Annotated in this window: 21 protein-coding genes; 7 read left to right on the top strand and 14 right to left on the bottom strand. The window is 64.9% G+C overall.

The window, feature by feature from the left end:
• Positions 1–107: 107 nt before the first annotated feature.
• From CLM73_RS03065 to CLM73_RS03055, 3 genes are all read right to left on the bottom strand, one after another.
• The gene (locus CLM73_RS03065; protein WP_105237271.1) at positions 108–1,307 is read right to left on the bottom strand and encodes an MFS transporter; all 1,200 of its coding nucleotides are present in this window, start codon (positions 1,305–1,307) and stop codon (positions 108–110) included.
• A gap of 98 nt (positions 1,308–1,405) precedes the next feature.
• Positions 1,406–1,912: a hypothetical protein gene (locus tag CLM73_RS03060; protein ID WP_105237270.1), complete on the bottom strand. Its 507-nt coding sequence runs from the start codon at positions 1,910–1,912 to the stop codon at positions 1,406–1,408.
• 204 nt (positions 1,913–2,116) lie between these two features.
• Complete coding sequence (locus CLM73_RS03055) at positions 2,117–3,001, bottom strand: LysR family transcriptional regulator (RefSeq protein WP_105237269.1); 885 nt, start codon at positions 2,999–3,001, stop codon at positions 2,117–2,119.
• A gap of 84 nt (positions 3,002–3,085) precedes the next feature.
• Between CLM73_RS03055 and CLM73_RS03050 the strand changes: the two genes are divergently transcribed.
• Together CLM73_RS03050 and CLM73_RS03045 are read left to right on the top strand one after the other, a co-directional pair.
• Positions 3,086–3,925 carry an alpha/beta hydrolase gene (locus CLM73_RS03050; RefSeq protein ID WP_105237268.1) on the top strand — a complete coding sequence of 280 codons (840 nt, stop codon included), beginning with the start codon at positions 3,086–3,088 and terminating at the stop codon, positions 3,923–3,925.
• 61 nt (positions 3,926–3,986) lie between these two features.
• Positions 3,987–4,952 carry a Bug family tripartite tricarboxylate transporter substrate binding protein gene (locus CLM73_RS03045; RefSeq protein WP_105237267.1) on the top strand — a complete coding sequence of 322 codons (966 nt, stop codon included), beginning with the start codon at positions 3,987–3,989 and terminating at the stop codon, positions 4,950–4,952.
• Between the two features lie 67 nt (positions 4,953–5,019).
• Here CLM73_RS03045 and CLM73_RS03040 read toward each other — a convergent pair whose 3' ends face one another.
• On the bottom strand, positions 5,020–5,469 hold the full coding sequence (locus CLM73_RS03040) for an Lrp/AsnC family transcriptional regulator (protein ID WP_008159001.1): 450 nt from the start codon (positions 5,467–5,469) through the stop codon (positions 5,020–5,022).
• Between the two features lie 130 nt (positions 5,470–5,599).
• Between CLM73_RS03040 and CLM73_RS03035 the strand changes: the two genes are divergently transcribed.
• The 5 genes from CLM73_RS03035 (at position 5,600) to CLM73_RS03015 (ending at position 15,404) form a co-directional block, all read left to right on the top strand.
• A complete protein-coding gene (locus CLM73_RS03035; protein ID WP_105237266.1) occupies positions 5,600–9,106 on the top strand; it encodes an indolepyruvate ferredoxin oxidoreductase family protein in 3,507 nt (1,168 codons plus the stop codon).
• A 304-nt stretch (positions 9,107–9,410) separates the two neighbouring features.
• Positions 9,411–12,341: a ribonucleoside-diphosphate reductase subunit alpha gene (locus CLM73_RS03030; protein WP_105237265.1), complete on the top strand. Its 2,931-nt coding sequence runs from the start codon at positions 9,411–9,413 to the stop codon at positions 12,339–12,341.
• 20 nt (positions 12,342–12,361) lie between these two features.
• Entirely contained in the window at positions 12,362–13,561 is a 1,200-nt protein-coding gene (locus tag CLM73_RS03025; protein WP_105237264.1) for a ribonucleotide-diphosphate reductase subunit beta, read from the top strand.
• A 350-nt stretch (positions 13,562–13,911) separates the two neighbouring features.
• Positions 13,912–14,655 (top strand): histone H1-like DNA-binding protein, encoded by a 744-nt coding sequence (locus tag CLM73_RS03020; RefSeq protein ID WP_105237263.1) that lies wholly within the window; start codon positions 13,912–13,914, stop codon positions 14,653–14,655.
• A 188-nt stretch (positions 14,656–14,843) separates the two neighbouring features.
• Entirely contained in the window at positions 14,844–15,404 is a 561-nt protein-coding gene (locus CLM73_RS03015; RefSeq protein ID WP_056566878.1) for a YggT family protein, read from the top strand.
• 4 nt (positions 15,405–15,408) lie between these two features.
• Here CLM73_RS03015 and CLM73_RS03010 read toward each other — a convergent pair whose 3' ends face one another.
• The 10 genes from CLM73_RS03010 to accC form a co-directional block, all read right to left on the bottom strand.
• Positions 15,409–16,857: a D-alanine--poly(phosphoribitol) ligase gene (locus CLM73_RS03010; protein ID WP_105237262.1), complete on the bottom strand. Its 1,449-nt coding sequence runs from the start codon at positions 16,855–16,857 to the stop codon at positions 15,409–15,411.
• Positions 16,858–16,873: 16 nt separating this feature from the next.
• Positions 16,874–18,001 (bottom strand): MBOAT family O-acyltransferase, encoded by a 1,128-nt coding sequence (locus tag CLM73_RS03005; RefSeq protein WP_105237261.1) that lies wholly within the window; start codon positions 17,999–18,001, stop codon positions 16,874–16,876.
• 7 nt (positions 18,002–18,008) lie between these two features.
• Complete coding sequence (locus CLM73_RS03000) at positions 18,009–18,182, bottom strand: hypothetical protein (RefSeq protein ID WP_105237260.1); 174 nt, start codon at positions 18,180–18,182, stop codon at positions 18,009–18,011.
• On the bottom strand, positions 18,179–19,366 hold the full coding sequence (locus tag CLM73_RS02995; protein WP_105237259.1) for a D-alanyl-lipoteichoic acid biosynthesis protein DltD: 1,188 nt from the start codon (positions 19,364–19,366) through the stop codon (positions 18,179–18,181). Before CLM73_RS02995 ends, CLM73_RS03000 begins: the two co-directional genes overlap by 4 nt.
• Complete coding sequence (locus tag CLM73_RS02990; protein ID WP_008159625.1) at positions 19,344–19,583, bottom strand: acyl carrier protein; 240 nt, start codon at positions 19,581–19,583, stop codon at positions 19,344–19,346. The genes CLM73_RS02995 and CLM73_RS02990 overlap by 23 nt, the downstream gene beginning before the upstream one ends.
• Positions 19,584–19,910: 327 nt before the next feature.
• Positions 19,911–20,414, bottom strand: a complete 504-nt coding sequence (locus CLM73_RS02985; RefSeq protein ID WP_105237258.1) for a glycine zipper 2TM domain-containing protein — start codon at positions 20,412–20,414, stop codon at positions 19,911–19,913.
• A 203-nt stretch (positions 20,415–20,617) separates the two neighbouring features.
• Entirely contained in the window at positions 20,618–21,559 is a 942-nt protein-coding gene (locus tag CLM73_RS02980) for a carbohydrate kinase family protein (protein WP_105237257.1), read from the bottom strand.
• 12 nt (positions 21,560–21,571) lie between these two features.
• Positions 21,572–22,897 carry a DUF3426 domain-containing protein gene (locus tag CLM73_RS02975; protein WP_105237256.1) on the bottom strand — a complete coding sequence of 442 codons (1,326 nt, stop codon included), beginning with the start codon at positions 22,895–22,897 and terminating at the stop codon, positions 21,572–21,574.
• Between the two features lie 24 nt (positions 22,898–22,921).
• Positions 22,922–23,851 carry a 50S ribosomal protein L11 methyltransferase gene (gene prmA / locus CLM73_RS02970; RefSeq protein ID WP_105237255.1) on the bottom strand — a complete coding sequence of 310 codons (930 nt, stop codon included), beginning with the start codon at positions 23,849–23,851 and terminating at the stop codon, positions 22,922–22,924.
• A 110-nt stretch (positions 23,852–23,961) separates the two neighbouring features.
• Entirely contained in the window at positions 23,962–25,308 is a 1,347-nt protein-coding gene (gene accC / locus CLM73_RS02965) for an acetyl-CoA carboxylase biotin carboxylase subunit (protein ID WP_056564461.1), read from the bottom strand.
• Positions 25,309–25,315 lie beyond the last annotated feature (7 nt).

The raw sequence follows: 25,315 nt of genomic DNA, 5'->3' as shown, positions 1-25,315 counted from the left end.
ACCTGCATAATCCAAGGTTGTCTGACACCCACATAGACAAAGGGCCTTTTCATCCAACGATGATCAAGGCCCTTTCTGTTTTCAGTCCGGCATGGCGCGAAGCCTGCTCACCCCTGCTGCATCGCCGCCCTTGCCTTCAGCGCCCGGGCGAAGAACGCCCCCAGCAGCGGCAACAGCACGGCCGAGCCGCCGAACAGCGCGCCCGGTCCGATCTCGTCCACGACCGCGCCCGCCAGCGCGACCCCGGCCGCCTGGCCCATGAACAGGCACGACGCGAACCACGCGACCGCCGTGCCACGCGCCGACGGCACCATCTGCGTCGCGTTGGTCTGCAACGTGGCGTGCAGCAGGTAATAACCAAAACCGGCCAGAACGCTCGCCAACAGGCTCCACATCCACACCGGCCCCAACAGGTACGACAGGAACGCCACGCCCAGCACCAGCCCGCCCGCGACAGCCAGGCCGCGCTCGCCGAGCCGCTTGAGGATGCGCCCCGCGACCACCGTGTAGATCAGCCCGCCCACCGCGTATACGGCGACCAGCGCGCCGGCGGCCGTCAGCGAGATGTCGAATCGTTCGTGCAGGTACGAGGGTGCAAAGGCCAGCGCGCCGAACACCAGCAGCCCTTCGATGAACACCGTCGCCAGCACCACGCGCGCCCACGGTGCGCCGAGCACCAGCCGCGCCTGCGCGAAGAAGCCCTGCCGGGGCGCGCTGGGATCGACCTGCGCAAAGCCGGCCGCGCGCTGGCGCCGCACCTCCAGATGCAGCAGCACGCCCACGATCAGATATCCCGCCACCAGCGCGGCGAAGGCCCAGCGCCAGCCGACGGTGTCGGCGAACAGGCCGCCCGCAAGCTGGCCGGCGGACATGCCGAGGATGGTGCCGGTCAGAAAGCGCGCCAGCGTCGCCTGCCGGCGCTCGTAAGGGACGTTGTCGCCGATCCAGGCCATGGACAGCGGCACGATGCCCGCGCCCGCGGCGCCCGACAAGACGCGGCAGAACACCAGCATGTCGAGCGATCCGGCCATCACCGCACCGGCGCTACCCAGCGCGCACGCCACCGTGGCAACGCTGACGACACGGTATTTGCCATAACGGTCGCCCACCGGCCCGAAGAACATCTGCAGCACGCCATACGCCACGGCAAACGCCGTGACGACGCGCGCAGCCTGTCCGGTGGTGGTGCCGAATTCCGCCGCCAATTGCGGCAGCATGGGATCACAGATACGGAAAGCGCTGGCGCTGACGAAGGCGGCCAGCGCCAGCAGCGCGATCGCGCGTGCTTCGGAGGACAGGGCGGGCATGGATAACCGGCGGCGGGGCAAAAGTCGAAGCCCGCACCTTACCGCAGCGCGGCCCGCTTGGCGAAACCGCCGGGCGAAGTGTCCGCCCGGCGCAACGCTTAATACGGGAGGCGATAGCCCGCCGGCATGCGGCGCGCGGTGAGCTGCATGCCGCCGGTCTTGAGCTCGCGCAGCGACAGCTTGGCCTTCTCGACCTTTTCGACGCGGTAGCGGTTCAGATAGATCGGATCGGTGGCATCCACCGGCTCGCCCGCTGATTTGGTGGTGCGCATCGTGTAGACGCCGTCTTCCACGCTCCAGCAGCCCGTCTCGCGCAGCGCCGGACGCGTCTTGCGGCCGATCTTGAGCAGGGATTCGTAGGACATCGTGCCGTCGGCCGACAGCACGATCAGCGACTGCATGTCGCCCGCCACATCGCGGGGACGCGAATTCGACAGCCAGGTGCCGATCATCGGATCACCGGCCTTGGCGGGCGTGCAGGCCACTGGCTTGGGCGGTTCCGCGGGCTGGGCTTCGATGATGGCGGCGGGCTTCCTGGCGGCGCAACCGGCCAGGATCACGAGGGCGCAGGCAACGCCTGCCGTACGCAAAAACACACTGCTCATGACTTCCTCAAGACGTCCGCCGACGCGCCGCGCCGATCACACCGGCACGTCCCAGGCGCAGCGGACTTCACGCACTCTAAATAGGCGCCAGGGAAGAATCAACGGAGATCCGCGCCATGTGCAAATGCGCAACAGTGCGGCCGCGAGCGCGCCTGGAATCCGCTCGAAAATCGCAAAAATGCGTTGGTTTCAAGCGACAGCGGCTCAGCCCCGCCTCGCCTTGGCGCGCAGCAGTTCCTGCATGCGCGCGGCGGCTGGCGACAGGCTGCGCCCAGCCAGGCAGGTTATGCCCAGCTCACGCTCGATGCGCGGTCGCGACAAGGGCACGAACGCCAACCTCGGCGAGTCCGGCGGCACGCCCAGGCGGGCCAATACCGTCACGCCCACCCCGCGCTCCAGCATGGCCAGCAGCGACATCATGTTGGACACGAACACCGGCCGCTCCAACATGAACGCCGCTTGCGGATATCCCGCAAGCTGCCGATGCGCGATGGTCCCCACCAAAGGCAGGTCGGCAATCTCGCGCCAGGTCACGGACTTGCGACCGGCCAGCGGATGGCCACGATGGCAGACCAGGCCGAAGGCGTCACGCATGAGGGGTTCGAACGACAGGCGGCGATCGCGCGACACGGTGCTGCATACGCCCAATTCCACCTCACCCGCCAACACCATGCGCTCGACCCCTTCGGAGTTGTCGTCGAACAATCGCAGGGACACCGCGGGATATTGCTCCCGGTAGGCGGCTACCAGTTCCGGGAGCCAATGCGTGGCGGCGGACGCGACGGACGCCATCGTCAAGCTGCCGGCGCCGCTGTTGGCGAGCCCCGACAATGCGCCCGCGACCCGGTCGTGGTGGCCAACCAGTTCACGCGCCAGGGGCAGGCAGTCTTGCCCGAACCGGGTCAGCGTCCCGCGGTTGCCGGGTTCGAACAGCGGCTGCCCCAGGCGTTGCTCCATTTCCCGGATGGAAAGCGACAGCGCGGGTTGGGACCGAAACGCCCGGGCGGCCGCAGCGCGAAAGCTGCCCAGCTCGGCGACCAGCAAAAAATGGCGATAGTGGGAAATGGAAAGGTCGGGAAGCGGACGCATGCGGCAATCGATTAGGAGAACTTATCGATCCATATGAAAAATAAAGTTTTCTGATCATAGGCCGGCTCTTAAGATGGCCGCAATATGCCTATCGACAACTTTATCTCTCCCCCTGCCGCCGACCCGCTGGACTTCGGCGCGGCCGATCGGCTGCCTGTCCGCGATGCAGGGCGTGGCCGCCTGCGCATCGGCGCCGTCCCGCAGGACGCCAGACCGGGCCTGCTGTTCGTGCCCGGCGCCTATCACGGCGCGTGGTGCTACGCGCACTATCTGGATTACTTCGCAGCCGCCGGTCTGGCGTGCGCGGCGCTGGACGCGCGCGGCCACGGCGACCTTGCGCAAGACGCCGAATTTCCAGAGGTCACCATTGAGGACATTGGCCAGGACGTCGTCAGCGCGCTGGACGCACTGGATGCGCCGACCGTGGTCGTGGGCCACAGCATGGGCGCGTTGCCGGCGCTACTGGCTGCCAGCCGCCGGCAAGTGGCGGGCGTGGTGCTGCTGGCGCCCTCGCCGCCAGGAGATCTGCCGGGTGCGCTGGCCTTGCCGCCGGTACCCGAGAACGTGCCGCGCGCCGCACCCGCCGACGCGGAGATCCGCGCGCGCTTCCTGGCGACCGCCCCGGACCGGGATGTCAGCGCGGTGGCGCGGCGGCTGTGCGCAGAAAGCCCCCAGGTCCTGAACGACCGATACCTGCTGCGTGTCGCCATCGGTATCGCATCGATCCGCGCGCCCGGCCTCTGTCTGGAAGCCGGACTGGATACGCACGACCGGCATCCGCCTGGGCAAGATCAGGCCATTGCGCGCCGCTACGGCTTTTCGCATGCCCTGCTTGCCGGACAACCACACTGCATGATGTACGCAGACCATTGGCAGATCAGCGCCGACGCCATCCTGGACTGGCACCGCACTCAGTTTGGCTGATCCCCCGCAAGACAACCACGACAACGATAACGACGCGCCCAGGCGCACTCAGGAGACAGACATGACCATTACCCGCTTGCTGCGTCCGGCGCTCGCCGGCGCCTGCCTGCTGTGGGCCACGGCCGCGCATGCCGCCGGCTGGCCCGACAAGCCCGTGACGATCATCGTTCCATCCGCGGCGGGCGGCGCAGCCGACCTGACTGCCCGCACCTTCGCCCAGTACCTCGGCGAGAAAACCGGGCAGACGGTGATCGTCGAGGATCGTCCCGGCGCCGGCGGCATCGTGGGCACCAACGCCAGCAAAAGCGCCGCGCCGGACGGCTACACGTTCCTGCTGTCCACGAACTCCACGCATTCGGCCAACCAGTTCCTGTACAAGTCGCTGCCGTACGATGCGCAAAAGGATTTCGAGCAGGTCGGCATGCTGGGTACATTCGGCACGGTAGGCGTCGTGTCGCCGGACAGCCCGTACCGGACCGTGCCCGAACTGGTCGAATACGCCAAGAAACATCCAGGCGACGTCTTCTTCGGCTATTACAGTTCCTCCTCTCAGGTACCGTCCGAACTCTTCAAGCAGCGCGCCGGCATCAACATCACGGGCGCGGCGTACAAGAACATCACGCAGATCATCACCGACCTGCGCGGCAAGCAGATTGGCTTTGCGTTCGTGGATTACCTGACCGCCATGGGCCAGATCGACGGCAAGGGCCTCGTCCCCATCGCCGTGACGGGCGCGCGGCAACATGAGTCCTGGCCCAGCGTGCCGACCATGGCCACCTACTATCCCGATTTCGTCGTGGCGGGTTGGCTGGGGCTGTCGGCGCCCGCCCGCACGCCCCCGGAGATCGTTGCCAAAATGAATGCCTACATGCAGGCCGCTGTGCAGGACGAAGCCACGGCGCGCAAGCTGCGCGCCTTGGGGTTGACGCCGGAAGCGATGGACGTCGCGCGTTTTGACGCGTTCGTGAAGGAAGACACGGCCCGCTGGAAGGAATGGATCCGGATCGCCGGCATCCAGCCCCAATAAGCCCCGCCCATCCGCGACGTGGCGCGTCCTCTCTATATATCTATATAGGTAGCGCGCGCCTTTCCATCTACAGCGGCAGCCGCTGTTCGTGCTTGATCTCGCGCAGCGCCACGATCGTGCGCGTCTGCCGGATGCCCGGCATGTTGAAAAGGAACCGGTGCAGGAAACGGTCATAGGCTTCCGGGCTTTCCACCAGGATCTTCAACAGAAAATCCGAATCGCCGGTGACCGCATAGCACTCCAGAATCTCCGGCGCATCGCGCACCGACCGCTCGAAGTTCTCGACCGTGTTGGCCGAGTGCCGTTCCAGGCTGATTTGCGCAAACATGCAGCCCAGCCCCACCTTGCTGCGGTCGACCTGGGCGCTATAGCCCTGGATCACCCCGCTCGCCTCCATCGCTTTCACCCGCCGCCACACCGGCGCGGCGGACAGCCCCACCTTCTCGGAAAGCTGCTGCGCCGAGGCCCTGCCGTCCTCCTGCAGGGCCTTGAGGATGCCGATATCGGTCTTGTCCATTCGTTTGTCTCCTGGTTTTCTTCGAATACGAAATGTTCATTGCGAATTATAGGGATAGCACGATCCGAAAACGCAATAAACCTGATCCCTCGCGAACCTATCATGGTGCCAAATACGAGGAGCATTGACTATGGACGGTACCCCCGCCGCCGCACCCGAGCTGGACCTTGAGTATCAGCTCGCCGACAACCTGACGCGCGAGTCCGGCCGCATTTTCCTGACCGGCACGCAGTCCCTGGTGCGCATGATGCTCACGCAGCGCCGGGTGGACCGCGAGCGCGGGCTGAACACCGCCGGCTTCGTATCGGGATATCGCGGATCGCCGCTGGGCGGCGTGGACATGGCCATGTGGAAGGCGCAGAAGGCGCTGGACGCCAACCAGATCAGCTTCCTGCCAGGCATCAACGAAGACATGGCGGCCACCGCGGTCATGGGAACGCAGCAGGCGGGCGTACGCGACGACCGCAACGTCGATGGCGTGTTCGCGATGTGGTACGGCAAGGGCCCGGGCGTCGACCGCGCCGGCGACGCGCTGCATCACGGCAATGCCGCAGGCGCCTCGCGCAACGGCGGCGTGCTGGTGGTGGTGGGCGACGACCACACCGCCGTGTCCTCCTCGATTCCGCACGCCAGCGAAGCCTCGCTGATCGGCTGGCAGATGCCCATCGTGCATCCGACCTCCATCGACGAATACGAGACCTTCGCGTTGTGGGGCTGGGCGCTGTCGCGTTATGCGGGCACCTGGGTCGCGTTCAAGGCAGTGTCCGAAACCATCGAAAGCGGCCACTCTTTCACCCCTGCCCCGATCCAGACCTACGACATGCCCGCGGATCCGGACATGCCGCCCGGATCGCTCGAGTATTCGGCGCGCGACTTTCTGTCCCTGGCTGTCGAGACGCGCATGAACCAGCGCATGAAGGCGGTCGCTGCGTTCGCGCGCCGCCACAGCCTGGACAAGCTGACCTGTCCGGCGCCCAAGGCAACGGTGGGCATCGTCACGGTGGGCAAGGCGCATCTGGACACCATGGAAGCGCTGGCGCGCCTGGGCGTGGATACGGTCACGGCGAACGCCCCCGTGCGCATCTACAAGCCAGGCCTCACCTGGCCGATGGACGAAGGCCGCCTGCTCGAATTCGCACGCGGCCTGTCGCACATCCTCGTCATCGAGGAAAAGGGCGCGGTGGTCGAAAGCCAGATCAAGGACATGCTGTTCAACCTGCCCGAGCGTCCGACGGTCGTGGGCAAGAAGGGGCTGGACGGCGAGCCGATGGTGCCGTCCGCGGGCCAACTGCGCCCGTCGCTGCTGGCCGCGCCGCTGGCCGGCTGGCTGTCGCGCGCCGCCGGCATGCCCATGGGCCGCGACCTGTCGGCCTTCGAATGCCAGGCCCCGCTGTCCAACGACGCAGACGGCATGCGCCGCCGCCCCTATTTCTGCTCGGGCTGTCCACACAGCACCTCGACCAAGGTGCCCGAGGGCAGCCAGGCGCTGTCCGGCGTGGGCTGCCACTACATGGCCGCATGGATGGACCGCGACACGGGCGGCCTCACGCAGATGGGCGGCGAAGGCGTCGACTGGATCGGTCTGTCCCGCTATACGAAGATGCCGCACATCTTTCAGAACATGGGCGAAGGCACGTACTACCACTCGGGCTACCTGGCCATCCGCCAGGCCGTCGCGGCGCGCGCCAACATCACCTACAAGATCCTATTCAACGATGCCGTGGCAATGACGGGCGGGCAGCCCGTGGACGGCCCCATCTCCGTGCCCCAGATCTGCCAGCAGCTACGCGGCGAGAACGTGGCGCGCATCGTGGTCACCACCGACGAGCCCGAAAAATACCAGGGCGTGGACCTGGGCCCCGGCATCAAGGTCCACCACCGCCGCGAACTGGACGCGCTGCAGCGCGAGCTGCGCGAAATCTCCGGCGTGACCGTGCTGATCCATGACCAGACCTGCGCCGCCGAAAAGCGCCGCCGCCGCAAGAAGAACCAGTTTCCGGATCCGGCGCGCCGCATGCTGATCAACAGCGCGGTGTGCGAAGGCTGCGGCGACTGCGGCGTGAAGTCGAACTGCCTGTCGGTCGTTCCGCTGGAAACGCCGTACGGCCGCAAGCGTGCGATCGATCAATCCAGCTGCAACAAGGACTATTCCTGCGCCGAGGGATTCTGTCCCAGCTTCGTGTCCGTGATGGGCGGCAAGCCCAGAAAGAGCGCGGCGCCGAAGGCCGACCAGGAACGCCTGCAAGGCATGATCGCCGGCCTGCCGCAGCCCGATCTTCCCGCGCTGGACCATCCGTATCGCCTGCTGGTCGCCGGCATGGGCGGCACCGGCGTCATCACCATTGGCGCCATCGTGTCGATGGCCGCGCACCTGGAAGGCCTGTCGGCCGCGGTGCTGGACCTGACCGGACTGGCGCAAAAGGGCGGCACCGTCGTCAGCCATATCCGCCTGGCCCCAGCCGGCGCGACCGCCGGCCCCGTGCGCCTGGACTGGCAGCAGGCCGACTCGGCCATCCTGTGCGATCCGGTCGCTGCCGTGGCGCCCGATTCGCTGGGCGCCCTGCGCCGCGGCCACACCAAGGTCACGGTAAACACCTACGTGGCGCCCGTCTCCGACTTCACGCGCAATCCCGACGCCGCGATGCGCCCCGAAGCGCTGCTGGCCAAGATCAAGCATGCGGCCGGCGACACGCACACGGCGGCGATCGACGCGCACGCGGCGGCGCTGGCGCTGTTTGGCGACAGCATCCTGTCCAACATGTTCATGCTGGGCTATGCCTGGCAGCGCGGCGGCGTGCCGCTGTCGCAGGCCGCCATCAATCGCGCCATCGAGCTGAACGGCGTGGCGGTCGCGGCCAACCGCGCCGCGTTCGACAGCGGCCGGCTCGCCGCGCACCAACCCGACGCGCTGGAAGGCGCGCTGCGTCCGCGCGCCCAGGTCGTGCAGCTGCACGTCCCCGAAACGTTCGAACGTGCCGTGGCGCGCCGCGTCGAAGACCTGACGGCGTATCAGGACGCCGCGTACACCCGCGCCTACCAGCAGGTCGTCGACGCCGTCGCGGCGCGCGAACGGGAACTGGCGCCGGACGCCAAGACGCCCCGCCTGGCGATGGCGGTGGCGCGCGGCCTGTACAAGCTCATGGCCTACAAGGACGAGTACGAAGTGGCGCGCCTGTACACCGGTGACGCGTTCAAGGCGCAGCTAGAGGGACAGTTCGAGGGCGAGTACAGTCTGCGCTTTCACATGGCGCCACCGATCTTCGCGCGCAAGGACCCACGCACCGGCGTGCCTCGCAAGATGACGCTGGGTCCGCGCACGATGTCGGCACTGAAATTGCTGACGCGTTTGAAGGGCCTGCGCGGCACCTGGTTCGATCCGTTTGGCCACACGGCCGAGCGCAAGATGGAACGGGCGCTGGTCCAGGAGTACCGCCAGACCATAGACCAGCTCGTCGAAGGGTTGACCTCGGACAACCTCGCGCAAGCGGCTACAATCGCCGCCCTGGCAGAAAACATTCGCGGTTTTGGCCACGTGAAGGCCGCGAATGTCGACAAGTATCGGACCGAATTGGCCCGACTCATGCAGAGCTATACAGCACCGGCTTCGCACGCCATCGCCTTGCGGAAAACCGCATAAACAGCCGGTCTGAGTGGTCACTGACCTGGGCGCGCCTTACGGGGCGCGCCTAGTGCATTTGGTTACAATCTTTTGTGGGATTCGTCTTATCTTCTTCTTGTCCCTGTAAACCTCGATCACTAGAATTAGTGGCCAACGAGGGGTGCTACACTACATCTTGTGGTCGCCCAAGCGCGGATTCCCGCCGGCCACGCCTTTCGGACTAGCCTGTCCGGACGTTGCGACCCCCATTACAAGATCCAATTTTGACCCGACATGACGCCGTCATGCCGTTATCTACGCGCTTTTTCGCACAGGAGCTTCCATGCAGACTACGATCGCCTCTGTGACCCGGCCTTCGGCCGTGCCGCCCTCCCAAACCGACTCCCCCGCCGACGCCAATAGCGGCCAATGGGCCAGCTACAACATCATCCGCCGCAATGGCTCGGTGGTTGGCTTTGAGCCCAGCAAGATCGCCATCGCCATGACCAAGGCCTTCCTGGCCGTCAATGGCGGCCAAGGCGCCGCGTCCGCGCGTGTGCGTGAACTGGTCGAAACGCTGACCGGCCAGGCCGTCAACGCGCTGGTTCGCAACCGCCCCAACGGCGGCACCTTCCATATTGAAGACATCCAGGATCAGGTCGAACTGGCGCTGATGCGCTCTGGCGAGCATGACGTCGCGCGCGCCTATGTCCTGTACCGCGAAAAGCGCACGCAGGAACGCGCCGCCGCTGCTGCCGCCGAAGACCAGCAGAAGGCCGCCGCCGCGCCGCAGGAACACGTGCTGAACGTCACCGACGGCGGCGTGCGCCGTCCGCTGGATGTTGCTGAACTGCGCGCGACCATCGTCGCCGCCGGCGAAGGCCTGTCCGAGTTCATCGACGCCGAAGCCATCCTGAAGGAAACGGTCAAGAACCTGTACGACGGCATCCCCGTCGACGAGGTCTTCAAGTCCGCCATTCTGTCCGCGCGCGCGCTGGTCGAAAAGGATCCGGCCTACAGCCAGGTCACCGCCCGTCTGCTGCTGCACACGATCCGCAAGGAAGTGCTGGGCGAGGAAGTCTCGCAAGACGGCATGGGCACGCGCTACGCCGAATACTTCCCCACGTTCATTGCCCGCGGCATCGAAGGCGGCCTGCTGTCGCCCGAACTGGCCAACTATGACCTGACCAAGCTGGGCAAGGCGCTGAACGCCAAGCGCGACCTGCAGTTCGGCTACCTCGGCCTGCAGACGCTGTACGACCGCTACTTCCTGCACATCCGCGGCACCCGCATCGAACTGCCGCAGGTCTTCTTCATGCGCGTGGCCATGGGCCTGGCGCTGCGCGAGACCAACCGCGAAGCGCGCGCCATCGAGTTCTACGAGATCCTGTCCTCGTTCGACTTCATGAGCTCCACGCCCACGCTGTTCAACTCGGGCACGCTGCACTCGCAGCTGTCGTCGTGCTACCTGACCACCGTCTCCGACGATCTGGAAGGCATCTACGACGCCATCAAGGAAAACGCGCTGCTGGCCAAGTACGCCGGCGGCCTGGGCAACGACTGGACCCCGGTCCGCGCGCTGCGCAGCCACATCAAGGGCACCAACGGCGAAAGCCAGGGCGTCGTGCCGTTCCTGAAGGTCGTCAACGACACGGCTGTCGCCGTGAACCAGGGTGGCAAGCGCAAGGGTGCGGTCTGCACGTACCTCGAGTCGTGGCACCTGGACATCGAAGAATTCCTGGAACTGCGCAAGAACACCGGCGACGAGCGCCGCCGCACGCACGACATGAACACGGCGAACTGGATTCCCGACCTGTTCATGAAGCGCGTCATGGAAGGCGGTGAGTGGACGCTGTTCTCGCCGTCCGACTGCCCCGACCTGCACGACAAGTACGGCCGCGCGTTCGAAGAAGCCTACGTGGGCTACGAAGCCCGCGTCGCCAGCGGCGAACTGAAGCTCTTCAAGAAGATGCCGGCGCTGACGCTGTGGCGCAAGATGCTGTCGATGCTGTTCGAAACCGGCCACCCGTGGATCACGTTCAAGGATCCGTGCAACATCCGTTCGCCGCAGCAGCACGTGGGCGTCGTCCACAGCTCGAACCTGTGCACCGAGATCACGCTGAACACCAACGAATCTGAAATCGCGGTTTGCAACCTGGGTTCGGTGAACCTGGTCGCGCACATGAAGCCGGCTGCCGGCGGCGGTTTCGAACTGGACCACGACAAGATCAAGCGCACGGTCAGCATCGCCATGCGCATGCTCGACAACGTGATCGACATCAACTACTACGCCGTCGAGAAGGCCCGCAATTCCAACGCGCGCCATCGTCCGGTCGGCATGGGCATCATGGGCTTCCAGGATTGCCTGCAGATGATGCGCGTGCCTTACGCATCGCAAGCCGCTGTTGAATTCGCGGATCGTTCGATGGAAGCGGTGTGCTATCACGCCTACTTCGCGTCGAGCCTGCTCGCTGAAGAACGCGGCCGCTATCAATCGTATGAAGGCTCGTTGTGGTCGCGTGGCATCTTGCCGCAAGACACGTTGAAGATGCTGCGTGATGAACGTGGTGGTCACGTTGACGTTGATGAATCGAGCACGCTCGATTGGGATACGTTGCGCACGCGCATCAAAGAACACGGCATGCGCAACTCCAATTGCATCGCAATCGCCCCAACCGCCACTATTTCCAATATCATTGGCGTATCTGCGTGCATCGAACCTACTTTCCAGAACTTGTACGTCAAATCGAATCTCTCCGGCGAGTTCACGGTCGTTAACGATTACCTCGTGCGTGACCTGAAGAAACTCGGTCTCTGGGACGAAGTCATGGTCGCCGACCTCAAGTACTTCGACGGCAGCCTGTCCCGCATCGATCGCGTTCCTTCCGAACTCCGCGAACTCTACGCCACCGCGTTCGAAGTCGAACCGAGCTGGCTGGTTGAATGCGCGTCGCGTCGCCAGAAGTGGATCGATCAAGCCCAGTCGCTGAACATCTACATGGCCGGCGCATCGGGCAAGAAACTGGACGACACCTACAAGCTGGCATGGACGCGTGGCCTGAAGACCACGTACTACCTGCGTACCCTTGGCGCCACCAGCGCCGAGAAGTCCACCGGACGCGGCGGCGAACTGAACGCCGTCAGCGCAAGCGGCCACTCCACGGCCTCGGCCGTGGGCGCAGCACCTGTTTTGCCGGAACCCGAAATTCTCGGAGCGGTTTGCACCATGCGGCCGGGTGACCCCGGCTTCGAAGAGTGCGAAGCCTGCCAATAACCGCATCCGGAGAATGAATCATGATTAATTGGGACGACGACACCACCGCCACGCAACCTGCACAACCTGCCGCACCCGCGGCGGGTGGTCAGGCTGCCCCGGAAGTTCGGGCGGCGACGGGTGTGTTCGGCGATACCGCCATGCCCACGCCGGCTGCGCCTGAACACGCTGCCGGCCTGACCGCCAGCGGCTCGGCAACCTCGCAACGCGTGAAGGTTGCCGACAAGCGCATCATCAATGGCCAGACCGACGTCAATCAGCTTGTGCCTTTCAAGTACAAGTGGGCGTGGGAGAAGTACCTGGCCACTTGCGCCAACCACTGGATGCCGCAAGAGATCAACATGTCGCGCGACATCGCCCTCTGGAAGAACCCGAACGGGCTCACCGAGGACGAGCGCCGCATCGTCAAGCGCAATCTCGGCTTCTTCGTGACCGCCGACTCGCTGGCCGCCAACAACATCGTGCTGGGCACCTACCGCCACATCACGGCTCCCGAATGCCGCCAGTTTCTGCTGCGCCAGGCCTTCGAGGAAGCTATCCACACGCACGCCTATCAATACATCGTCGAAAGCCTGGACCTGGACGAAGCCGAGATCTTCAACGCTTATAACGAAGTGCCGTCCATCCGGGCAAAAGACGAGTTCCTGATCCCGTTCATCGACGCGATCGCTGACCCCAACTTCAAGACGGGCACGCCCGAAGCCGACCAGACGCTGCTGAAGTCGCTGATCGTTTTCGCTTGCCTCATGGAAGGCCTGTTCTTCTACGTTGGCTTCACGCAGATCCTGGCGCTTGGCCGCCAGAACAAGATGACCGGCGCTGCCGAGCAGTACATGTACATCCTTCGCGATGAATCCATGCACTGCAACTTCGGCATCGATCTGATCAACACCGTCAAACTGGAAAATCCGCATCTCTGGACGCCGGAATTCCGCGAAGAAATTCGAGAACTCTTCCGCAAAGCGGTCGAACTCGAATACGCTTACGCCGAAGACACGATGCCGCGCGGCGTGTTGGGCTTGAACGCACCCATGTTCAAATCCTACCTGCGCTTCATCGCCAACCGTCGTTGCCAACAGATCGGTATCGAACCTCTGTACCCCCAGGAAGAAAATCCCTTCCCGTGGATGGCGGAAATGATCGACCTTAAAAAGGAACGCAACTTTTTTGAAACTCGCGTGATCGAATACCAAACCGGTGGCACGCTGAGCTGGGAGTAACGCAGTAAGCCATCGAGCCCGGCGCGGGCACGCCCTCTTCTATTTGATGGGCGTCGCGTTCGCGACAGGCTTGATGGCAATCTCCTTGGTCAGGGTGTCTTCGAACACGTAGAACAAGCGGTCGGCGGCCTGTGGACAGGCTGCCTGCCGGCGCCATTTGAAATGGCTCGCGCCAAAGGAGCGGGGGCCATATCAAATGGCTGTGCCGAATTCATTAGCGCAAACCGTAGTAGCTGTTGCTCGCACAGAACAGCGGCATGCGCCGATGAATAGCCCGGGCACGGTCCGCCAATTGGCGGGCCGGGGCACGGGTTTAAGTTCTGGGACCCCTGAACCTAAGGAGCATGACCATGGCAACAGCCAAGAAAGCCGTCAAGAAAGCAGCGGTGAAAAAACCCGCCGCCAAGAAGGCAGTAGCAAAGAAGGCCGCTCCGGCCAAGAAAGCTGCCGTCAAGAAAGTCGCAGTGAAGAAAGTCGCAGCCGCCAAGAAGCCGGCCGTGAAGAAGGTTGCCGCCAAGAAGGCGCCGGCCGCCAAGAAGGCCGTTGCCAAGAAGGCAGTAGCCAAGAAGGCCGTCGCGAAGAAGGCTCCGGCCGCCAAGAAGGCTGTCGCCAAGAAGGCCGTCGCCAAGAAGGCCGTCGCCAAGAAGGCAGTTGCCAAGAAGGCTGTCGCCAAGAAGGCCGTTGCCAAGAAGGCCGTTGCCAAGAAGGCAGTTGCCAAGAAGGCAGTTGCCAAGAAGGCTGTCGCCAAGAAGGCCGTAGCCAAGAAGGCTGTCGCCAAGAAGGCCCCGGCCGCCAAGAAAGCCGTAGCCAAGAAGGCTGCTGCCAAGAAGGCCCCGGCCGCCAAGAAAGCGGTTGCCAAGAAGGCCGTAGCCAAGAAGGCCCCGGCTGCCAAGAAGGCGCCCGCCGCCAAGAAGGCTCCTGCTTCCAAGCCGGCTGTCGCCGCAAAGAAGCCTGCCGCCGCCAAGAAGCCCGCTGCGAAGAAAGCCGCTCCGAAGAAGCCCGCCACGCCGCCGACCACGGCTGCTGCCCCGGGCGCGAAGACCGCGCTGAACCCCGCCGCGTCGTGGCCGTTCCCGACGGGTGGCCGTCCCTAATCCGGACGCGCCGAAGCGTTAGCTTCATCAGAGCCGCCTGGTATTTGCCGGGCGGCTTTTTTGTCGTCTGCGCGTCATGCCATCCAAATGGCTGACCCTTGCACTGGGCCTGAAGCACTAGGACCGTACGCAATTTTTACGTCTGGCCGTGCGACAATTGACTCCTCTTTTTTGGGGTGATCGCGTCCATGCTCGGTGAAATCTTCCGCTTCCTTCTCGAAATCGTGTTCACGCTGTTTGGCGCGGCACTGATTGCCCGCGCCTGGATGCACGCGATACGGCTGCATCCCTTCAACCCGCTGGCGCGCGCGATCTACGGCGCCACCAACTGGCTCGTGATGCCGCTGCGCAAGATCATTCCCGCGGGCAACAAGATCGATTGGACCAGCCTCGTGTGCGCATGGCTGTCGGCGCTGGTCTATCTGGTGCTGCTGTGGCTGGTGGCCATCGGCGCACTGATCCCCGCCGCGCTGCTGCCCGCCGCAATGGGCTCGGCGCTCATCATGACCGCGAAGTGGGCCCTGAACCTGGTGGTCTGGCTGACGCTGATCCAGGCCGTGCTGTCGTGGGTCAATCCCATGGCGCCCATGATGCCGCTGCTGCAATCGCTGACCGCGCCGCTGCTCGATCCCATCCGCCGCATCCTGCCGCGCACCTCGATCGACTTCTCGCCGCTGATTCTGCTGGTGGCGGCGCAGATCCTGCTGATGGTCCTGGCTCGCCTGAGCTACGGCATGATGGGCGTGTAATCAGCTAGACCGGAATGGCGCTGTAGATTTCGATCAGCTTCTTCCGGTCGATCTTGTGGTTGTTCGACATGGGCAGCGCCTGGCAGGCCACCAGCTCTGACGGCACCATGTACGGCGGCAGTCGCTCGGCCAGCCGCTCCTTCCAGCCGGACAAGGCATCCGGCGCCAGCAGCGACGCTTCCTGCGTCGCCGCCTTTGCCCCCGTCACGAAGCCGATCAACCGCACCGCGGTGCCGTCGGGACGCCGCAGCACCGCGCAGGCGCTGGCCTCGACATCCGGCAGGCCATGCAGGGCTTCGTCGATCTCGGCCAGCTCGATGCGGTAGCCGTTGAGTTTGATCTGATCGTCCATCCGGCCGCGGCAGAACAACAGCCCGCCCTCTTCCATCAGGCCCAGGTCGCCCGTGCGGAACGCGCGGCGGCCGTCGTCATAGGTGTAGAGCTTGGCCGCGTTCAGGTCGGCGCGGTTGAGATACCCGCGCATGACGTGGTCGCCCACGATGCAGATCTCGCCCTCGTCCACCAGCAGCACGCTATCCGGTTTGGCATGTCCGACCGGCAGCGGGTCGTGTGCCGCCAGCACGGCGTCGGTGACTTCGATCCAGGTGGTGGCCACGGTGGCTTCGGTGGGGCCGTAGGTGTTCAGGATGGACGCGTCAGGAAAGCGCTGGCGCAGCTTCTTGGCCAGCGCCGCCGGCAGCGGTTCGCCGCAGAAGAGGAACGTGCGCAGCGTCGGCAGCGTGGCGGGCGAGAAGTCGCGGTTGGCCAGTTGCTGGTGCGCGAACGACGGCGTGGACACCCACACCGAGATGCCGTGACCGGCCAGCCGTTCCATCCACGGACCGGGCGCGGCGATCTGTTCGCGCGCGTTGAGTACGCAGCTGCCGCCGGACGCCAGTGTGGCGAAGACCTCGTACATCGACAGATCGAAACTGAAAGGCGCCTGGTTCATGAAGACGGGCGCGTCACCCAAACCAAAGCTGCCAAGCATCCAGTCGCCGAGCAGGCCGACGCTTTCGCGGCCGATCTGCACACCCTTCGGATCGCCCGTGCTGCCCGACGTGAACATCACGTAGGCCAGGCCGCGCTCCTGCAGCACTTCGCCCTCGCCCGCCGAGAAGGTGCCCGCCGCGGCATCGAAGACGGCGGCAGCGCGCACGATCTCCACGATGCGGCGCAGACGCTCGGCAGGATAGATGGTATCCACCGGCACGAACGGCGCGCCGATGAGCAGCGCGCCGACCATGGCGACGAAGAACGCGGCTTCCTTGTGACCGTAGATAGCTACCGGCACGTCGGGCGCCACGCCCTGCTGACGGGCGGCGTCGGCCCAGGCCTGCGCCTCGGCGCGCAACTGCGCCCAGGTCAGGCTGCGGTCGGCGGCGGCGACGGCCAGCGCGTCGGGCGCGCGTCCGTCGTCGACGAACTGGAAGGACTTCAAGTCGAAACGCATGCCGAAGCTCCCGGCGTCAGATGGGACTGCGGCCGCTGAACACGTACAGCGCCAGCGCGGCCAGAATCAGGGTGAGCACGCGCCCGAGAAAGCGCATGACGGGCTTGGCCAGAAACGCCTGCAGGCCGGGCCTCGTACGCGCGGCGTTGATCAGCAGGTTGTGGCCCACCGAATACAGACCGAACATCAGGCCGCTCACGATGTAGTGCAGCGACAGGCCATTCCACACGCCCATCGCCAGCAGCGTCGCGAAGATGCCGATGTTCTGCGCCGCAAGCCGGTGGCGGCCGAAGAAACTGGTCTTGCTCAACGCCTTGTAGATCGGCATGAACACGACGTCGCGCAGCCATTCGGACAGGCTGATGTGCCAGCGCCGCCAGAAATCCTGGGGATTCAGCGTGGCCAGCGGATTGCGGAAGTTGATCGGCAGCGTGAAACCGAACAGCATGCCGATGCCGATCGCCATCGTCGAGTAGCCGGCAAAGTCGAAGAACAGGTAGGCGCTGTAGAGCGAGGCATTCAGCGCCACGCCCGTAAACGAATAGTCGTGCGCGTCCAGCGTGGCCAGTCCGTAGCGCCAGATCAGCTCGGCCAGGCCGAACTTCTGGATCACGCCCACCATGATGAGCTCCAGCCCCGTCAACCAGGTGTTCAGGTTGACGCCTTCGTAGCCGCGCTTCAGATCGGCCTGAAAGGCGCGCCAGCGGTACATGGGACCGGCAAGCAGCGTCAGCGGGAAGAACAGGTAGATGAAGTAATCCAGCGGCGAGACGCGCTCGTTGCGGGGCGCGAACAGCAGCACGTCGATGGCGCGGAAGGTGGCGAAGGACAACCCGAGCATGGCGCCCAGGTGCGATACGCCGGTCTTGACCAGCAGCAACGGCGTCATCGTGATGATCACCGCCAGCCAGGTCGGGATGTAGTTGCGGCGCATGGCCCACAGCGCGGCGCCGGAAATGGCGAAGAGCGCAATGGGCTGATAGGGCCGCGCCCAGAACACCGCCATCCACACGCCCAGACAGATGACGCCGATGATGTGGCGATAGCCGATGCGCAGCGGCATGCCGGACGACCGATAGGCGACAAGGCCCAGGCCGCCGAACAGGGCGCCCCCGAAGAAGCTCAAGCTTGCGAAGAGTTCCATGGTGCGCTCAGAACTGCTGGTATTGGAATTCGACCTTGATCGGTCCGCCGCTGCCCGTCGTGGGCTGCGCCTGCAGCACGAACACGAGGATCACGCCCACGTACAGGCACAGGTGCCAGAAGAAGCGGCGCGCCCACGGCGTGCCCGCATTGCGGGCTTCGTCTTTACGAAAGAATTTCATCGGGAAAAATACTCCGCAATGCCTTGATCGGCCATGGCCCAGCCGAGTTCGGCCAGGTGCATGTCATCGCGCAGCATGCCGGGCTCGAAGGGAATGCTGTAAAGATCCAGACACCCCATCTGATAGCGCGTGCACATGCCGGTGATGGCGTCCACCACCGGATCGAACCGTTCGACGTCCAGGATGAGCTTGGGGTTGAACGGCTGGATGACGAAGTACGCCTTGACCTTGCGCTTTTGCAGCAGCGCCATCACACGCGAGAGGTCGCCCAGTTCAGTGCGGGTGATGGGATCGACGTCGGCGAATTCATTGCGCGCGGGCGAGTACAGCGGCGCGAGGTACTGCTTGTAGTAGTCGTCGCGCACGTCGTAGGGATTGTTTCCGCCCAGGTTGTGCTCGACGACGCGAGCTTCGTGGGTGATCTGAGACCACTGCCCCGAATTCAACCGGGCCGACGCCGGCCAGGACACGAAGCGGTGCGCAGGCACGGACAGCTTGCTGCGCGGCTTGTCGGGCGCCGGCGCCTGACGCGCATGCCACCACAGCGCCAGCTTGTCCTTCAGCTCGGACACCTGACCATTGGCGATGAGCCACAGCAAGCCCCAGTTCGCGTTGTCGCTGATCCAGTTCTGCATCTGCTCGCGCGTGCTGGGCTGGTCCCACAACCGGTCCCAGACCGGTCCCGTGACGTGCTCGGCAAACGCGCTGCGCGGCAATTGCCCGCCCGAGGCGAACCAGGCAGGCGACAGCATGATGACCAGGCGCGTGTTGGGCGTGAGCGAATCGGACACCGACTCCAGCACGCTGACGATGCCGTATGACTGGAACATCGCGTGGCCGTACGCGAGCGTCGGCACCTTCAGCTCTTCGGGAAAGAAGCGGTAGGGAACGAAGCGCAGGTCGTGGCTGGACAGTTCGGAGGATCCCAGCACCACCAGCGTGCCGTCGCTCAGGGCGTTGCCCAGACGGTTCAGGTTGACGTGCTGGGTGCCCCAATCTGGCCCCAGATTGGGCAGGTAGTTGCTCTTGTCGGCCGCGGTGGCCGAGGGCGATGACGACGGATTGACGACGCGGCTGAGCAGGTCGTCCGCGCCGCAATACGTGCCCACCGCCAACGCCACTGCCGTGGCTGCCGCCGCGACGTGCGACAGCAAACGCGTATTACGAAGTATGGGCAGCGACATAGCCGGCAAGCACGCGGACCGACTGAAGGTGCTCTGCGATTTCGGGAGCCGGAATGCTGCAGCCGTACTCGGACTCGACCGCCAGCGTGATGTCCACGGCGGCGAGCGAATCGACCAGGCCGGTGGCAATCAGTTGCGTGTCGGGGGTGACTTTCTTCATGACGATCGACTCGACGATCTCGCCGATCTTGGTGTGGAGTTCTTGCTCGGTATGCATAGGTATTGCAGCGTAACGTTGCCTGTTCGGCAAACCATCCCCCGCCCCGGGATTCAGGCGACGAGGATACAGAAAATAGCTGAAACCAAACTGAAAAATTCCAGCCAGCAAGCAGGGCCTCCGGAAGCACGTGGTTACATTAAATCCGGACTGCCGCGCCGTCGCAATCATTGCACTTCGGCCGTGGAATCGCCATGAAACTTATGGAGGAAATGGCGAGAAAACGCTTGGAAAGGTAACGTTCGCGGGTAAATCCCGGGGGGCTGCGTTGCGGGCGAGCGACAAAAAAAGCCCGCTTGCGCGGGCTTTCTGATGGCGGCGAACCGATTACATCGGCGTGACGCGGGTCGGACCGGCGCCGCTGATCACCTGGACGCGCTGGCCCACGCTGATGGGCACGTCCGCTTCCTGCGCGACCACACGGGTTTCGCCGTTATCCAGGCGCACCGTGATTTCCAGGCCAGAGTTCTTCTGGGCGCGGTTTTCGACGGCGTTGCCGGCCAGGGCGCCCAAGATGACGCCGCCCACCGTGGCGATCGTGCGGCCCGTGCCGCCACCGATCGCGTTGCCGGCCACACCACCCAGCGCGCCGCCAGCCACCATGCCGACGCCGCTGGACTTGTCGTTCTGAATGACGATCGGACGCACGCCGGTGACCGTGCCATTACGGACGATCTGTTCGCGTTGCGCTTGATCGTAGCTGTACACGCCGCTGGACGCGCTGGGGTTTGCACAACCGCCAAGCACCGCCACCGACGTCACCACTGCCGCGACAGCCAACCAGCGGCCAGTGCGCGGCGTCACCAGGGAAAAAGACTTTATATGATTCATTTGGACTCCTCATTCGGGCACTGCCGACGGTAAGTGATCATACTCCGGGCAAAACGCCGGACAAGCTCACTGGCAACAGACTGAAACGCTCCGCCAGAAGCTGCAAAACCCTGCGCGACACAACGGGCTACAGCCCGTTGCCTATTGAATTCGCGCTGGGTTTCGACCTATGCGCCGGACGACGGTTCCCCGGGTCCTTTTGCTTAGGCAGGCAGATGAATGCCGTACGTGGCGTGCAGCACCGCATCGATCTCGGCGCGCGTCGGCACATGGTTCTGCGGGCCGCGCGAAGCGATCTTGATGGCGCCCATGACGTTGCCCAGGCGGCAGCTGTCTTCCCAGCTCCAGCCGCTGGTCAGGCCATACAGCAGGCCGCCGCGCTGCGCGTCGCCGCAGCCGGTGGGGTCCACCACCTGCGAGGCGCGCACGGGTTCGATCTGGATGGTCTTGCCTTCGGTGTGAAGCGTCGCGCCTTCGGCGCCGCGGGTCACGACCACGGCCTGCAGCGTGCGCGCAATGTCCGCAACGCTGCGGCCCGTGCGCTGCTCGACCACGCCCGCTTCATAGTCATTGACCGTGAGGGCCTGCGCCAGTTTGAGCATGCGCTCGAGATCGGCGCCGTCAAACAGCGGCATGGCCTGGCCCAGGTCGAAGATGAAGGGGATGCCGCGCTTGTGCAAGCGTTCAGCGTGGGCAAACATGCCCTCCTTCGCGTCCGGGGCGACGATGGCCCAGGCGGCGTCGGCGTCGCTCAGGTCGTTTTGCGCGGCAAACGACATGGCGCCCGGGTGAAACGCGGTGATCTGATTGTCGTCCAGGTCGGTCGTGATGAAGCACTGCGCCGTGAACGTGTCGGGAATCACCTTGACGCGGCTGACGTCAATGCCCAGGCCCGACAGACGCTGCATGTATTCACCGGCGTCTTCGCCGATGGTGGCCACCGGCACCGGCGTGCCGCCCAACAGGTTCATGTTGTAGGCGATGTTGCCCGAGCAGCCGCCATATTCCTTGCGCATGCTGGGGACCAGGAACGACACGCTCAGCGACTGAATGCGGTCGGCAAGAATGTGCTCCTTGAAGCGACCTTCGAACACCGCGATGGTGTCGAACGCCATCGAACCGCAGACCAGAACGGGAGTTGCCATGCTTGTCATCCTTTACGGAAAAAACTTGTCGAGTTGGTAGCCATTGACCTGAACGCCGGTCACTTCAATGGGGACTGAAATCTTCAACGCGCCCTGGGAACCGAACGGTCCGCGCAATTGCTCGGGCGTGAGGTAATTCTCGGGCATCAGCACCTTGCGCACGACCACCGTGTCTGACAGGTCGTTCAGCTCAAGCACCAGCGCCGGCCAATGCTGCGGCTTGTCGTAGCGGTTGTGCAGCATCACGGTCAGCACGAGGCGCGTGCGACCATCGTCGATGGCCGCTGCGCCCGTTGGCGGCTGTAGCGACGACGACGAAATGCTGATGAGGTCGCGGCGGCGCGCATAGCCGACCGTGCAATCCAGCGGCTTGCAGGCGGCCTCCAGCACCGGACGCAGCGCCGGCACGGAATTGGCGATCTCGGTGCGGTAGGCGTAGAGCAGTTGCAGGGCCAGCACGATCAGCCCGGCCACGCACGCGTAGCCCCACAGCTTGCGCACGAAGCCGCTGCGCTCGATGCGATCCTGATCCAGGAATTCGGGTGGCGCGCGGCCCACGTCGGTGGCGCTGGAATAACGCGTGCGCGTGTCCCCCAGTACCGGCTCGTGAGCGCCGCGTTCCAGGTCGTCTTCGTCCTCGTATTCGTCGTCGCGTTCAATGTCGCGCACGTCGTCGTGGAGGTCATCGGAAATGTCGTGGCGCGGGTCATGGCGCACATCGCTGCGTAAGTCGCTGCGCGGCTGCCCGGCGCGCCAGTCCAGCGTCGGCTCGCCGGACCGGCTGGCGACGATGGGTTCGTTGCGAAATACGGGAGGCCGCTGCGCGGGCGCGGTGCGGGGCGGCTCCGGCTCGCGCAGGAATGGCTCGCCGTCATCGTCGGGGTAGTCGTCGTCTTCAGCGTGGTCGTCCGGCATGGCCGCTTCCGGCTCGGCACGCTTGCGGATATCGTCCCGGCCCCGCAGCACGGCGGGCGGAATGGTCGGCGCCGGTGGCGCCACGGGTTCGTCTTCCCAAGGCAGGACCACGCGCGGCTCAGCCGGCGCAGCGGGTGACCTGGGCACCGGCGTGAAGGCGGGTTCGGGAATCGGGGCGGCAGGCGGATGCGGCTCGGGTGCGGACAGCACGGGCGCCGCAATGGCCGCGACGGACGATGGCAGCGGCGCCGTGGCCGGCACCGCTGCCGCGACGGGCGCACCAGACGCGGACACCAGGCACGCACGGCCATCGAAAACGGTCGAGCAGGCGCCGCAACGCACCAGCCCATTGCGGACCCGAAGCTGGTCAGGCACCACCTTGAACGAGGTGCCGCACTGCGGGCAGCGGGTGGTCAGAGCCATGAGGCGTGCTCCTGCTGCCGCGGCTCAGGGCTTCTTGCCGTGCAGGCAGACCCAGCCGTCACGCGCGCGCCAGACCGACATGGGGAGCCACGGCGCATAGGCGGCCGCGACTTCCTCAGCCTGGCGTTCCAGCACGCCCGACAACACCAGGTGACCGCCCGAGGCAACGCGGCCCGCCAGCATGGGGGCCAGCACTTTCAGGGGATTGGACAGGATGTTGGCGACCACGACTTCGAACGTGCCGTCCGCCAGTCCGTCGGGCAGCATGGCCTGAAGCTCGACCTTGTTGACCTGGGCGTTGAACACCGTGCTTTGCACCGCCTGCGCGTCGATATCGACTGCCTGCGTGGGGCCAGCGCCGAGCTTGCGCGCCGCGATGGCCAGGATGCCGGATCCGCAACCGTAGTCCAGCAGGGTCGCGCCAGCGGGAAGCTCGGCCTCGAGCCAGGCCAGGCACAGGTGCGTCGTGGGGTGGCTGCCGGTGCCAAAGGCCAGGCCCGGGTCCAGTTCGATATGGATGGCGCCGTCCTGGTCGGGCACGGCCGTATCCAGTCCGGGCACATCGGGATTGTCGCGGTGCCAGCTCGGCACGATCCAGAGGCGTTCGGCAATGTGAATCGGGCCAAACTGCGATTGCGTCAGGCGAACCCAGTCGGCATCCGGCACGTCGCGCAGGCTCCAGCCGTCGAACACCGATGCATCGAGCTCCGCGGTTTGGCCGGCTTCTGCCATGATCTGCGCGGGATCGGCGCCGTCGGGCAGCAAGGCGACGACGAGATTGCGGTCCCATGCCTGCACGTCGGGCTCGGTGCCCGGCTCGCCGAACAACGGGCGTTCGACTTCGGTGCCGAAGTCGGCGTCTTCGACGGAGACCGACAGCACGCCGGCTTCGAGCAAGGCATCCGACAACGCTTCGGCCTGCGCCTCCGAGCAATGGAGCACGAGTTCACGCATGATTTTTCTCTTCCATCTGGTCAACGGGCCGCGGCATCCGCCGCGGCCCGATCAACCATAAAACATCAACGAGGTAAAACGCAAAAGGGGCCGTGAGGCCCCAAAGTCGGTCAGGGACGCTGCGCCAACTTGTGTTCCAGATAGTGGATGCTGGTGCCGCCTTCGATGAAGCGGGCGTCCTGCAGCATCTCGCGGTGCAGCGGGATGTTGGTGGAAATGCCTTCCACCACCATTTCCGACAGCGCGATGCGCATGCGGGCCAGCGCCTGGTCCCGCGTGTCGCCGTACGTGATGACCTTGGCGATCATCGAGTCGTAGTTCGGCGGCACGAAGTAGCCATTGAAGGCGTGAGAGTCGATACGCACGCCCGGACCGCCCGGCGTGTGCCAGTTGGTAATGCGGCCGGGGCTGGGCACGAAACGGAACGGATCTTCCGCATTGATGCGGCATTCGATCGCGTGGCCCTTGAACGTGATGTCGCGCTGTCGCAGCGTGAACTTTTCTCCAGCGGCGACCAGGATCTGCTGCTGCACCAGGTCAATGCCGGTGATCAGCTCGGTGACCGGGTGTTCGACCTGGATGCGGGTGTTCATTTCAATGAAATAGAACTCGCCGTTTTCATACAGGAACTCGAACGTGCCGGCGCCGCGATAGCCCATCTTGCGGCAGGCGTCGGCACAGCGGTCGCCGATGCGCTCGATCAGGCGGCGGGCAACGCCGGGGGCCGGCGCTTCCTCGATGACCTTCTGGTGGCGGCGCTGCATGGAGCAGTCGCGTTCACCCAGCCAGACCGCGTTGCGGCCGCCGTCGGCCAGCACCTGAATTTCGATATGGCGCGGGTTCTCGAGGAACTTCTCCATATAGACTTCCGGGTTGTTGAACGCGGCGCCTGCTTCGGAACGCGTCATCGTGACGGCATTGAGCAGCGCGGCCTCGGTGTACACCACGCGCATGCCGCGGCCACCGCCGCCGCCTGCAGCCTTGATGATGACCGGATAGCCGACTTCGCGCGCCGTACGCAGGATTTCCTGCGGATCGTCGGGCAACGCGCCCTCGGAACCCGGCACCACCGGCACGCCGGCTTCGATCATGGCGCGCTTGGCGCTGACCTTGTCGCCCATCAGGCGGATCGTGTCCGGACGCGGACCGATGAACACGAAACCGCTCTTCTCGACGCGATCGGCGAAGTCGGCATTTTCGGACAAGAACCCGTAACCCGGGTGGATTGCCTCGGAATCCGTGACTTCGGCGGCCGAGATGATGGCCGGCATGTTCAGGTAGCTTTCACGCGACGGCGCGGGCCCGATGCACACGGATTCATCGGCAAGGCGCACGTACTTGGCTTCGCGATCGGCCTCGGAGTGCACGACGACGGTCTTGATGCCCAGCTCGCGGCAGGCGCGCTGAATGCGCAGGGCGATTTCGCCCCGATTGGCGATCAGGATTTTTTCGAACATGTTCAGC

The organism is Achromobacter spanius (assembly GCF_002966795.1).
Classification (GTDB): Bacteria; Pseudomonadota; Gammaproteobacteria; order Burkholderiales; family Burkholderiaceae_B; genus Achromobacter; species Achromobacter spanius_D.
Note: the sequence above shows the minus strand (reverse complement) of the source record. Positions and strands in the feature narration are given on the sequence as shown.